The organism is Chitinophaga pinensis, from assembly GCF_007896845.1.
Lineage (GTDB): Bacteria > Bacteroidota > Bacteroidia > Chitinophagales > Chitinophagaceae > Chitinophaga > Chitinophaga pinensis_C.
On the sequence record NZ_VOHS01000016.1, the window covers coordinates 96,842 to 109,881 of the forward strand.

The window sequence follows — 13,040 nt, forward strand, 5'->3', positions numbered from 1 at the left end:
AATGAGTAAGGGCGTCCTCTGATGGTGGACGCCCTTACTATTTTTGATAGGTCTGCAACCGCAGGGATGGCTGATACAGTACTGTATTCTTTACGATCACGGCTGATGGATCATGATCAGCAATCTCCCAACCCGATATCTGGTATTTACAAGAGTCCAATCATCGTTCATCCTGATCTTTACAGTATTCCATTTCTGTTTGTCTGCATTATTCAACCCCGGATATCCGATAGTATTGTGACGGATCCAGTCATTGTTTGCTGTGCTGATTATTGCTTATTTTCCGTATATCCTGTTAATCATGATCGTTGATAGCCGGTCATGACTTTCCCTGCGCATCGCTGCATTCCAACCCTTAATTTCCAATGCCTGATTAAGAATTGATCACCACTTCTACTTCTTTCACCTGATACCTGCCGGTATCGTGAAAGCTCCAGTCGTAGTTGGCGGTAATCCAGGAGCGGAGCACAGCCATAAACCGCTCGAGTTCTTTATCAGTTTCTGCGCCAAAGGACGGCAACAGTTTTTCGAGGGCGGTAAACAGTTTCACTTCTTCATTGTGCATTCTGGCGGTTTCGTTGACGGCTTCCTGCAGGGTGATATTGCGTTCATGTTTTAACACCAGCACCAGATTATGTACATCTCCTTGTCTGGCTTCTTTGGCGCAGGAGAAGATGTCGTTGGCCCAGCATACGATGTTATTGCAGGCGAGTACCAGCCGTTGTACGATGAAGTGTTGCAGGATGTGTGCAGGCAGATACACTTTTTCTATGATTTCGATGGCTTCCACATCGGCGAACAATGCACCGGTGTAAGGACGCATGGTAACGTATTCTGCGACGGTTGGGACGATATCCGCCGCTCTGTTGCCGGCTTCCCAGTGGCAGGAAGTAAAATATTCCTCCATACTTCTGATGAAACGGGCCTGCCATGCGGTATCGCCGAGGGCCTGCATACGTTCCCAGATGTCTGTGAAACTTCTACCCAGCACGGTATCAACAGGTGTATTATGTTTCAGTATGTTCATGAAGCCGTCCGTAACATGTTCCAGGTATACGGATTTCTTTCCCAGTTGTGCTTCATCGCACTGATCATCCAGCATAAACAGCCAGGTGTTGAAGTTGGCGATGGTGCACAGTTCATGAAAACCGGCATGTGGAAATGCTCTTGCGGCCAGCCAGGCAAAACGGGATCTGTCAAAACGGGCCATGGCTTCAGGAGTAGTGATAAATCCGAAATCGGCTACCCATTGACGGTTTTGCTCATGTGCTGCTGTTACAAATTGGTTAATAAGAGAGGGGAACGGATAAATTATCCGAGGCAAGGTGATCGTTGGCATAGTAAAGTGGGTTAAGAGGGTTTGGGTTAAAGGGGGATTATTCCCTTAGTTTGTCTATAACTCTGGAAAAGGCCAGCCTGAACCAGCTGGTGAACTGCTGAGGGTTTGCTGTTAGCTGCCGGTCAATTTCTTCTACCGGTAAATAATGAAACGCATGCACCTCCCCTGGGTCCGGGTTGATTGCTCCGTTATAGACACCCACCCATACATGGTCGTACTCATGCTCAATCAGACCATTGTCGAATTCTGTGCGGTAAGTAAACTGGAATAGTTCACGCAAGGGACAGTCAAATCCCATTTCTTCCGAAAGACGGCGATGGGTGGCTGCTTCCACTGTTTCACCCGGTAATGGGTGACTACAGCAGGCATTCGTCCATAAGCCGCCGGAATGATATTTATCGAGCGCCCGCTGCTGTAGCAGCATTTCGCCCTGATCATTCATAATAAACACGGAAAAAGCCCTGTGGAGTAAGCCTTTCTCGTGTGCTTCCATTTTTTCCATCAATCCTGTCTCCTCGTCGCGTTCATTCACCAATATTACCTGTGCTTTCATACAATGACAAATATATGGTTCATAATTTATGTAAACGAATTCCGGCAGGTATAAGCACCCTTATAGCAGCAACGAACCGTCGCCCGGAGGAGAGTGATTAGTCATCATAACAGGTGTCTTTTAATGTAACGTTTAAAAATTCTGGTTGATGGATTTTCAATAGGGATATTGCTGACGGCAGCGGTGGGTTAAAACTTACAGCGTCAAATTACGCAATTATTTGTTCATTTTATCTTTTCAGTTTGTTCATTTTATCTCTCCCTGCGGCGGTTTTGCATAGCTCCCTCCAAGTTTCATATATTTGCAGTTATGGCAGAAGATCTGAGTATTGTTAAAGGAGATAAGACAGCAGAATATCAATCTATTATTCCGCAGATAAAGGCACTGGTGACTGGTGAACCTGACCTGATAGCCAACCTGGCCAACACCGTAGGAGCACTGAAAGAGCAGTTCAACTGGTTCTGGGTTGGATTTTATCTTGTAAAAGGAGATGAACTGGTACTGGCCCCTTTTCAGGGCCCTGTAGCCTGCACACGTATTAAAAAGGGACGTGGCGTCTGCGGCACCAGCTGGGCAGAAGCAAAAACGCTCATTGTCCCTGATGTAGAAGCTTTCCCGGGGCATATCGCCTGCAGCAGTCTGTCAAAATCAGAAATAGTAGTCCCTGTTATCCGTAATGGCGTGGTTATTGGTGTATTAGATGTTGACAGCGAACTACTCAATCATTTCGACGAAACAGACCAACAGTTCCTCGAAGAGATAGTAGCGTCCCTCGATTTTGGAGCATAACTTCATTATACCAGACCCATAAACCAATTATGTTTTTTTTCCGCAAGAAGTCCGATACAACTAATGCGAACATTCCGTTCCTCGCCGGAATAGAAACCGACATCCATTCTCATCTGGTGCCGGGAGTAGACGATGGTGTACAGGATGTTGAAACCTCTGTCCGCTTCATTGAAACACTGCACGAACTAGGCATTCAGAAAGTGATTACCAGTCCGCACATTATCATTGACCGCTATCCGAATTCCGCTGAAACGCTCAGCGCACCATTCCAGGCCGTAAAAGAGGCATTGCTGGCGAAAGGGTCTGCCGTTAGCTTCCATCATGCTGCAGAATATTACATGGACGAATACTTTGAAGAACTGATGAAATCCTCCCGTCTGCTCACCCTCAACGGAGAGCTGTTACTGGTAGAGATCTCCTTCATGTGTGCGCCCCCACAGTTGCATCAGTGGCTGTTCGAACTGTCCGCTCAGGGCTACCGCCCTATTCTGGCACATCCCGAGCGTTACAACTACTATCATCAGGAAACCGAAGAATACAGGACCTTTAAACAACGTGGTTGTTATCTGCAGGTCAACCTCCTCTCCCTTGCAGGCTATTACGGCAGGCATATACAAAAAGCCGCCGAATGGCTGATCGAAGAGGAACTGGTCGATTTTATCGGTACCGACCTGCATCACGATAAACATCTGCAGGCCATTAAAGCTATTGCGAAAGACAAAAAGCTGGTAAAACTGCTCGAAAACTATCCTTTTAAAAATAAGACGCTGACGACCGCCACACAGGTGATAAAGTAACCAATACGACATGATAGCAGTTATCGGCTTAGGCTATGTGGGCCTCCCCCTTGCAATTGAGTTTGCCAGAAAGTATAAAGTGCTGGGTTTTGATATCAACGCAGCACGTGTGCATGAACTGTGCAACGAACAGGATAAAACCCGTGAAGCCGACATTGCAGCTCTCCGCGAAGTATTGCAATTGGGAGCTGCCACCGACGCCCCCACCGGATTACACCTCTCTTCCGATAAAAACGACCTGAAAAATTATCAGATATATATCGTTACCGTTCCCACGCCCATAGACCAGTTCAAATCACCCGATCTCACCTATCTGCTCGGCGCTTCCGCTATGTTGGGCTCCGTGCTGAAAAAAGGTGATATCGTAATTTATGAATCCACCGTCTACCCGGGATGTACAGAAGATGATTGCGTACCTGTTCTTGAACAACATTCCGGCTTACGTTACAATCAGGACTTTTTTGTCGGTTACTCCCCCGAAAGGATTAACCCCGGCGATAAAGTCAACACCCTCACAAAGATCAAAAAAGTAACCAGCGGCTCCACTCCGGAAATAGCGACCCGCATCGATGACCTTTATGCTTCCATCATCACTGCCGGCACGCATAAAGCGCCCAGCATCAAAGTAGCGGAAGCTTCCAAAGCCATCGAAAACGCACAACGCGATGTCAATATTTCCTTTGTGAATGAACTGGCCCTGATATTCGACCGTATAGGCATTGACACCAACGACGTTATCGAAGCAGCCGCCACTAAATGGAACTTTTTAAAATATAAACCCGGTCTCGTCGGTGGTCACTGTATCGGCGTAGATCCTTACTATCTGGCTCATAAAGCTGAGTCATTAGGGTACCATCCGCAGGTCATCCTCTCCGGTCGGCGTGTGAACGACCAAATGGGTTATTTCGTGGCCAGCAAGGTTGTCAAACTCATGATCGAAAAAGATCATAAGATCAAAGGTGCCCATGCTTTGATTATGGGTATCACCTTCAAGGAAAATTGTCCGGACGTACGTAATACGCGTGTTGTAGACATTTACCATGAATTGAAGCAGTATGGTCTGGATGTTACTGTGTATGATCCGTGGGCGGATCCGGAAGAAGTCAAAAAAGAATATGGTGTACCTACTGTCACCAAACTGGAAGGAACAGAAGTCTTTGACGCCATGGTGATTGCTGTTGCTCATCGGGAGTTCCTGACCTTCGATTTCAAGAAGTTTGGTAGTAGTAGTGCGGTTATTTTTGACACCAAGGCTTGTATTGACAGGGACTTGGTGGATGGAAGACTGTAAGTCGGTTAAAAATTATATAGAAAGCGTTTGTCCAATGGCAGGCGCTTTTTTGTTTTAAGGACTTGCGGGGCTACTGCGGGTTGTGGTCAGACGCTGGTTGATTCTCTTTGAGAGGCGTTCAAATTACGCGGGGTGGGTCGTGTTGGGCGTTGGGATCACTGTCAAGCGGGGCAGGCATTAGCGGACTATGTTATGTCTTATGTCAGGCGGTCTGCTGCGGGTTGAGGTGGGACGCCGGGCTGACGCCCTTTGAGAGGCGTGCTATTGGGCGGGGGTGGGTCGTGTGGGGCGTTGGGATGATTGATTGAACCCCTATCAAGCGGGGCAGGCTCTCAAAGGGCTAAGGCCCTTTGTCTCCACCTCAACCCCTCCGCTGATACAGTCTGTCGTTTCGGCAATAGTCTTTGAATACTAATAAGCTGTTGTGTAATCGTCTTTGTGCTGGTAAGCATTGTGCTAATTCATATCTATAACACGAATGATTACGGCACATGAAAAGCATTATCTCCCGAAACGTTATTACATGTTGACAGCCCGGCCACAGCGAAGGATTTCAGATGGAGCCCCTGGCCTTAGGTCTTTGAAGTATGTCCATCCGCCTGACAAAATCTGATAGATATTCCAATGCCCAATACGACCAACCAAAGCTCCATTCATAGCACTTCAAAGAGCGTCAGCCAGAGGGCCCATCTGAAACCAAAGCGTAACACCCAGACATAAAAAGAAGACCACAATTTCCCCCAATGAAACCGGGTTTTAAACGACAAACAGCTACAATAACAAACATCATTCACCAGAATAACTACAATCCTCAAAGCCACTAAACACTAAAAGATATTGATAGTTGACAGCCTCGTCACAGCGAAGGATTTCAGATGGAGCCCCTGGCCTTAGGTCTTTGAAGTACGCCCATCCGCCTGACAAAATCTGATAGATATTCCAAAGCCCGACACGACCTACCAAAGCTCCATTCATGTCACTTCAAAGAGCGTCAGCCAGAGGGCCCATCTGAAACCGAAGCGTAACACCCAGACATAAAAAGAAGACCACAATTTCCCCCAATGAAACCGGGTTTTAAACGACAAACAGCTACAATAACAAACATCATTCACCAGAATAACTACAATCCTCAAAGCCACTAAACACTAAAAGATATTGATAGTTGACAGCCCAGTCACAGCGAAGGATTTCGGATGGAGCCCCTGGCCTTAGGTCTTTGAAGTACGCCCATCCGCCTGATAAAATCCAATAGATATTCCAAAGCCCGACACGACCTACCAAAGCTCCATTCATGTCACTTCAAAGAGCGTCAGCCAGAGGGCCCATCTGAAACCGAAGCGTAACGCCCAGACATGAAAAATAAAGGCCACAATTGCCCCTCAAGAAATCGGATTTTAAACGCCAAACAGCTACAATAACAAACGGAATAACTCCAATCAGCAAAGCCGCTAAACGCCAAAAGCTATTGATAGTTGACAGCCCGGTCACAGCGAAGGATTTCAGATGGAGCCCCTGGCCTTAGGTCTTTGAAGTTTGCCCATCCGCCTGATAAAATCTGAAAGATATTCCAAAGCCCGACACGACCAACCAAAGCTCCATCCATAGCACTTCAAAGAGCGTCTGCCAGAGGGCCCATCTGAAACCGAAGCGTAACACCCAGACATAAAAAAAGAACAGCAATTAACTCAAAAATGTATCCTGTCAAAACCGACCACCAGCACTCCTAACCATTAACTCTCCTTCTCTCAAAACGATACCCTCTTTTTTATATACAAAATCAATTAGTTGTAATATTTTTCTTACCTTTACTTCAACACGCTGCTTTTGCAATACAGAGAAAAAAATCCCATATCTTTCTTCCAAAGCCTCACTACTTGTTATTGTTCTATTGTAACCTTGTCATGTTCGGCCTAAAAGCCCGCCAATTTATTAACCATTAAAAGGCGAAGTATTAACCTAATAACCAAGATTCCTGAAAAACAGCTATGTGCAGCTGATTTTAGGGGATAAACCATGTACCATGAATACACCTTATCCGGCTGCCTCCGCCCTACAGGAGGCCCCCCATTCAAAAATCCTGCTGGTAACAGGAGACGCTGCTATTCTACGGAAGTTCCGTCAGTTACTCTTGCCGACGTATGATGTCGTAGCGACTAATACAGTGGCTGAAGCGATTGACATTGCCAACCGGCAGCTACCTGACCTGATCCTGTGTGACGTATTAGTAGCCGATACTTCCGGCTACCAGTTCCTGATCTCCTTGCGGGACGATCCATCCATGAAACACCTGCCCTTTATTCTGTTTAACCGACTGCACGTCGCGTCTAATATCAGGAAAGGTATGAACCTTGGTGCGGATGATTTCCTCGTTTTTCCCTTCACCGGCGAAGAGCTGATCAAGAGCATACAATCACGGCTCAACAGATACCAGCATATCCGTGAGACCGTGCAGCCACGTGAAACGCTGATCCGTCAGCTACACGTAGAAGGTAAAAATCCTATTAACGAGCGCCTGAGTAAAACGGAAGCCAAGATTCTGGATATGATTGCCAGAGGAATGAGCAGCAGGGACATTGCATCTTACAAATGCATTAGTGTACGTACAGTCGATAATCACCGGCATAACATCACTAAAAAGCTCCAGCTTTCCGGACCCAATGCACTGGTAAAATTTGCGATCGGTTATGGAGGCGTGTTAAGCAGACAATAGTCAGCACAATACCTTTACATGCCCCGGCTGTTGTATCTGTGTCTCCGGTATGGCCGATGTATAAATGGGAATAGAAGTTCGTTGCGTAGACGCTCGTTAACGCATGATGTATTCTTTTTGAGATCCTGTGTGTTTTATCTGTGTCCCGGGTATAGCTGATGCCGGCTTATTACTAAAGGTTTGCTGTATGAACAATGTTTAACGCACGATGTGCTCCTTTACGATACCCAGCTTCTTCATCCGCGCCTCCAGCGTGGTAGGTTTGATATCCAGCAGGTCGGCAGCGCCCTGCGGACCTCTTATCCTGCCATTGGAATAACGGAGTGCCCTGATGATGGTCTGACGTTCTGTTTCTGCCAGCGTAAGCAATGGCGACAGACTATTACCATCTGTTTCCAGTGCCTTACCGTTTCCGGGAACAGCGATGGTGATCTGTGGTTCATCACTGGAGATAACCGCCCGTTCTACCATGTGTTCCATTTCCCGGATATTTCCCGGCCAGCTATAATCCATCAGTGCCAGCACCGATCCGGATGCGATATGTCGTATGGGTTTTCCATACTTCATAGCTGCATTACGGGCAAAATGCTGGAGCAATAATGGGATATCCTCCCTGCGTTCCCGCAAGGCCGGCAGATGTATCGGAAACACGTATAAACGATAATACAGATCCTGACGGAAACGTCCCTGTTTCACTTCCTCTTCCAACGTCCTGTTGGTGGCCGCAATGATGCGCACATTGACAGGAATGGTATCAGTACCTCCTATGCGCTCAATCTCCTTCTCCTGAATGACGCGTAACAGTTTGGCCTGCATATCAAGGGGTAATTCGCCGATTTCGTCGAGGAAAAGGGTACCGCCTTCCGCCATTTCAAACTTACCAATACGGCGGTGAATAGCGCCTGTAAATGCGCCTTTCTCATGACCGAACAATTCCGACTCTATGAGCTGTGGAGGTAAGGCGGCACAATTGATCTTGACAAAGGCTTTGTGCCTGCGCATGGACGCAAGGTGGATAGCTTCTGCAAACAACTCTTTCCCGGTACCGGTTTCCCCGGTCAGCAAAACGGTTGCATCCGTAGGGGCCACCTGCCTGACCTGCTGTATGACGGGGCGTAACGCGATACCGCTGACCAGCTTCGCCGGCAACAAGTCATTGTATAATCGTAATTCGGCACTATCAGTTCCCATGTCCTCCTCCTGCAACCATTGCGGCAATGCATCGAGTAACATGAGCTTCAGGGTGGCCGCAGAAAGCAATCCGGCATAACGCTTCACAGAAATCTGCAAAGATTTAGGGAAGGTATTATGATGTTTAGCCAGCAGACAAAGAAACCCAAAGCTACTGGTATGATTACGCAAAGGCAGTATCAGCATCTCCCGTACCCCACTATTGAACAGAGTCGTTTGCAGGGCTGACCTTCTGTCAGGTGCATACATCTCCAACACGCCTGAAATATTGTCCTGCATAAAATGCTCACTGACCTTCTGTGGTAGTGGTAACAATGTTAAGTCCTCTGTCCTGTGGCACCAGCGACTGATTGCCCCATTTCCGTCAGCAATGCCGATCAATACAGAGATCGTATGCAGGTAAGGCTGCAATACCGTATGAATAAACGCAAAAAGATCATCTTCATTCCTGATCGATCCGATTGCTCCTCTCCAGTCTATCCGCCCATTCTCAGACTGTATTTCCGGTAATGTCCCTTCCGGTAATAACAGTTCTATCAACGCTAACAAATCCATAGTTCCATAACTATTACATGAATAGATTTCCCGGTGACATCACTGTCTCCGGGGCAACAACTCCAGTATTTTGTGTATGCGGTTAGAGTTCTCCAATATATTGGAGCATGATTTCCCTTGAAAAATGCTCCATATGGTTGGTTTACAAATAATTACCCTACTGGCATAGTGGTTGAGTCTTTAAAGGCTAACTATGGGGGGGACAGGAAAAAGGGAGATTACTCCGTTATTGTTGGCTTTTCATAGCATTTACAGATTGTCATGAATACCTACGGGCAGCTAACAAAAAGGATACCATATTCATGTAAAGTTAGGAGTCCTTGGTAACCCCGGTTAACTATATCATTAAAAACCATATTATAAATAGAAGAAGAAACCTGATTAACCATCCGAATACCATTTTAAAAACCATCTGGACATTTTGCCGGTACGTTTTTAGATCCTTTATTGAAAAATCAATTTTTAGCTAGATGATGTCCTTTAATGTTGTGACCATTTATGATAACCGACGTTGGGATCGTTTTGTCAAGAACGCCAATATGTCCGACTTCAATCATACCTGGCACTATCACAGTACGGCTGCCGATGGCGAGCCGCTGCTGCTTGTCTATGAAGAAGAATCCGAATTCATTGCGTTGCCCGTTATCCGAAAACATGAAGGTGAAGCTGACGGTAAACGTCAGTATGCCCTTTACAGTTATGCAGGTCCCATCTGCAGTACCAACTTTGCATTGCTTAACAGCGGCATGCAGGAACGCTTCGAAAGTGTGTTGAAGGTTTTTCTTGAACAGCATACGATCATAAGTGTATCTGTACAGTTACATCCTTTAATCCATAAAAATTTTAAACCGCTCGGACTCGGCGTACTCCGGAAAAATCCGGAAAGTATGCTGATCAATGTGAGTGATGGCCCTGACATGCGTCAGGAGCATTATGGAGACAATTTCTCAAACGAAGTGACCCTCCTGAAACGAAAAGGATACACTGTTCGTCAGGCAGTGGCCATTCAGGATGTAGACTCCTTCGGGGAAATCTTCCGCAGAAATATGTCTCCCCTCAATAAAAACGCTGCGGATCACTATGATAAAGCATGGTTCAGACAGATGTTACGCCCCGCTGGTTTTGATACCAGTCTGCTGCTCGCCGGACAAGGCACTCAAACTGCTGCCGGCGCACTGCTCACCTTCTGTAATGACCTGATGCAGTTCCACCTCGCAGCTACCCACGAAAACTTCCTTTTTGACGCTCCCTTACGGGTCCTGCTACACGAAGCCGTGATGTTGGGAAGAACTTTGGGGATGCAGTATATGCAACTCGAAGGACTTGCGGGAAGACCGGAAGTTTTGTTTGCATGTAAAGCGTTTAGTCCGGAGTTATATCCCGGATTCAAAACGTGGCAGATCTCCTACGGCGAAGCAGACTGCCGCGATGCAAGATCCCGCAAACTGCACCAGCACTTATCTGTAGCGGTGTGAATGAAACATACCTGAAATGAAAAGAGCGTTCATATAGAACGCTCTTTTTTTATGCAGAGGAGATTTGTACAAAAAAAAACGGCCAACCATGAATGGAAAGCCGGTCTTTCATCCATTGTTTGTTAACCCCAGTTGTCGAATCCTATTTGGCAACTGGGGCTACCCTCACACGGATTGTTAATGCAATATTAAGACTTTGCTAATTAGAAAGTTGTTAATCCTTGGTTAACGAAAATTTATTGTTGATTCATATTTGCGTTACAGGGTGACACGTTTGTTGGATGTATAAACATACGGTATTTTGTCTGCGCGAATATGCATTGTATTTTTTTACCAGATTTACAGGGAATTTTCTACTTTTCGACATATGCAACCGTTTGGTGACAACTAGAGTCAATACATTCTTAGTATGATTTTTCCCCTCAGAAAAAAAGTCGCTATTCCGTATATATTTATCTTAAAACATAAAATTCTGACAGTCCCATGACGAAAACATGGCCCTATTTCTTCTCCGCAGCCCAAAAAATCGCATTTTTAAAGAGGGTCTTGTAGGCAGTATTTTCAAAAAGATCGGGTGAATGACCCATAAAAATGTAAATATTCCTCGCCTTATAAACCGGATTCGTCCAGATAACCGGATGATCTCCCATTGTCTTCGAAGATGCCGGCACATACGACTGCTCATCCACATTTGCCAATACATGCACATTCGGACGCGGATTCCGGTCGTAGATATACCACTCTTCTGTTTTTATATTAAAAACACCGGGAACGCCCTTAAATACAGGATGGGCAGCATCTTCCACATGTACATCGCCTGCCGCAAACTTTGCGATATAATCTTTAAAACGGATCTGCCCCATAAACTGATAAAACCAGTTCCACAACCCATAACCATCAAATTCACCCAGCAAAGTCGCATGATGAAATCCAATCCATCCTCCCCTGCCCTCATTCACATACTGCTCAAATGCCTTTACCGCCGGTTCCTTCCAGGCATACGGGGGATAATCCAGTTGAATGAACAACTGATACTTAGACAGATATGCGCTATCTATCCTGTCTGTGTTTTCAATGTAATCGATCGTAAAGTTGCTGTCAGCCGCCAGTTTATCCAACCAGACTTTCGCCGCTTTGGAATATGCCAGATGATGACCACCATTTTCCGCCAAAGCCAATACGCGGAAACGGGGTTTAGCAGGTTGTAATGCCAATAAGGAACAAAGGATTACAATAACGGGAATGGAGAGAAAAGAACGCAGGTTCATAGTGATGAAAGATATATTCTCCCTAAAATAATACTTCCATCTTAATAATGCTAACGCCAGTATCTGCCGGCGAATGGCCTCGCAGGAATATCCTGATTACCAGCTATAAAGGCCCGGATCAGGCCATTGACATGAGTCAGGATCTCCGCCTCACTATTAAAAGTGCCCATAGGGCCATTCAATTTGATTGTCCCGTCGCCTACAGCGAAATTAAATTTTCTGCCATCTTTAAAATTGATCAAAAAACGATATATACCCGGTATCTGTAAACGTTGCTGACTGAAAGTCACGTTATCAAAGTCCTGTACGGGAAAACGTATTCCCTTCATATCGAATAGGTTATAGACGATCACTTGTCCATTCTCAAAGTACACCGAATAAGACCTGCGAGTAAATTTTATATAGGCGAATGACAGCAAAGCCCAGGCTAATATGGCAAACAAACTCCATGGCAAGTCTATCCCCACAAATATGAGGATTGGAGTTCCTACTAACAAAATAATCGCTACCAACTGGTAAACTGGCGTATCATCATTCAATATCAACTGACGATTGGAGATATAACTCATTGTACAGGGATATATGTTTCTTTTTATTAATGCAGCAAAAGTAGCACAATTATTCTATCACTTTCTTTCTCAAAACCTTACAAAAGTCAATCGGGGCATAGTATTTGGTGTTGCGTGGGTATTACAATCATAAAAAAGGTTTACAATGCCTACTTCAAAACAAACGACAGCAAAACCAGCAGCAAAAACCACTACAAAAGCAGCACCTGCAAAAGAAGGCGGTGGAAAAGGATTGAAAGCCCCACTGACTCCAAGTGCAGACCTGGCAGCAGTAATCGGTAGTGATCCGCTGCCAAGAACAGAGATCACTAAAAAGATCTGGGATTACATTAAAGAGCACAATCTGCAGGACGCTCAGAATAAACGCCTGATTAACGCAGATGAAAAACTGAAGAAAGTATTCAATGGCAAAGACCAGATCTCTATGTTCGAACTGGCCAAAGAAATGAATCAGCACGTTAAATAAGTTAACCTCGTTACCTTACTCAGCAAAGTGATATTCT

11 protein-coding genes are annotated in these 13,040 nt (G+C 45.7%); 6 read left to right on the forward strand and 5 right to left on the reverse strand.

The window, feature by feature from the left end; translation table 11 throughout:
* Positions 1-373 precede the first annotated feature (373 nt).
* Positions 374-1,339, reverse strand: coding sequence for a (-)-gamma-cadinene synthase (locus FEF09_RS16745; RefSeq protein WP_146306187.1), 966 nt, complete (start codon positions 1,337-1,339; stop codon positions 374-376).
* 37 nt (positions 1,340-1,376) lie between these two features.
* Positions 1,377-1,892, reverse strand: a complete 516-nt coding sequence (gene idi / locus FEF09_RS16750) for an isopentenyl-diphosphate Delta-isomerase (protein WP_012792335.1) — start codon at positions 1,890-1,892, stop codon at positions 1,377-1,379.
* Between the two features lie 309 nt (positions 1,893-2,201).
* On the opposite strand from idi, the gene FEF09_RS16755 reads away from it, so the two are divergent.
* From FEF09_RS16755 to FEF09_RS16770, 4 genes are all read left to right on the forward strand, one after another.
* Positions 2,202-2,681 carry a GAF domain-containing protein gene (locus FEF09_RS16755; RefSeq protein WP_012792336.1) on the forward strand — a complete coding sequence of 160 codons (480 nt, stop codon included), beginning with the start codon at positions 2,202-2,204 and terminating at the stop codon, positions 2,679-2,681.
* 29 nt (positions 2,682-2,710) lie between these two features.
* Positions 2,711-3,478 carry a tyrosine-protein phosphatase gene (locus FEF09_RS16760; RefSeq protein ID WP_146306188.1) on the forward strand — a complete coding sequence of 256 codons (768 nt, stop codon included), beginning with the start codon at positions 2,711-2,713 and terminating at the stop codon, positions 3,476-3,478.
* 10 nt (positions 3,479-3,488) lie between these two features.
* On the forward strand, positions 3,489-4,769 hold the full coding sequence (locus tag FEF09_RS16765; RefSeq protein ID WP_146306189.1) for a nucleotide sugar dehydrogenase: 1,281 nt from the start codon (positions 3,489-3,491) through the stop codon (positions 4,767-4,769).
* Positions 4,770-6,789: 2,020 nt separating this feature from the next.
* On the forward strand, positions 6,790-7,479 hold the full coding sequence (locus FEF09_RS16770) for a response regulator transcription factor (RefSeq protein WP_146306190.1): 690 nt from the start codon (positions 6,790-6,792) through the stop codon (positions 7,477-7,479).
* Between the two features lie 198 nt (positions 7,480-7,677).
* Here FEF09_RS16770 and FEF09_RS16775 read toward each other — a convergent pair whose 3' ends face one another.
* Positions 7,678-9,225, reverse strand: coding sequence for a sigma-54 interaction domain-containing protein (locus FEF09_RS16775; RefSeq protein WP_146306191.1), 1,548 nt, complete (start codon positions 9,223-9,225; stop codon positions 7,678-7,680).
* 470 nt (positions 9,226-9,695) lie between these two features.
* Here FEF09_RS16775 and FEF09_RS16780 point away from each other — a divergent pair, with 470 nt between their 5' ends.
* Positions 9,696-10,700 carry a hypothetical protein gene (locus tag FEF09_RS16780; protein ID WP_146306192.1) on the forward strand — a complete coding sequence of 335 codons (1,005 nt, stop codon included), beginning with the start codon at positions 9,696-9,698 and terminating at the stop codon, positions 10,698-10,700.
* A gap of 500 nt (positions 10,701-11,200) precedes the next feature.
* On the opposite strand, the gene FEF09_RS16785 is transcribed toward FEF09_RS16780, so the two are convergent.
* Positions 11,201-11,968: a ThuA domain-containing protein gene (locus tag FEF09_RS16785; RefSeq protein ID WP_146306193.1), complete on the reverse strand. Its 768-nt coding sequence runs from the start codon at positions 11,966-11,968 to the stop codon at positions 11,201-11,203.
* A 50-nt stretch (positions 11,969-12,018) separates the two neighbouring features.
* Entirely contained in the window at positions 12,019-12,297 is a 279-nt protein-coding gene (locus FEF09_RS16790; RefSeq protein WP_146306194.1) for a hypothetical protein, read from the reverse strand.
* Between the two features lie 385 nt (positions 12,298-12,682).
* Between FEF09_RS16790 and FEF09_RS16795 the strand changes: the two genes are divergently transcribed.
* A complete protein-coding gene (locus tag FEF09_RS16795) occupies positions 12,683-13,003 on the forward strand; it encodes an SWIB/MDM2 domain-containing protein (protein WP_012792346.1) in 321 nt (106 codons plus the stop codon).
* Positions 13,004-13,040: the final 37 nt, after the last annotated feature.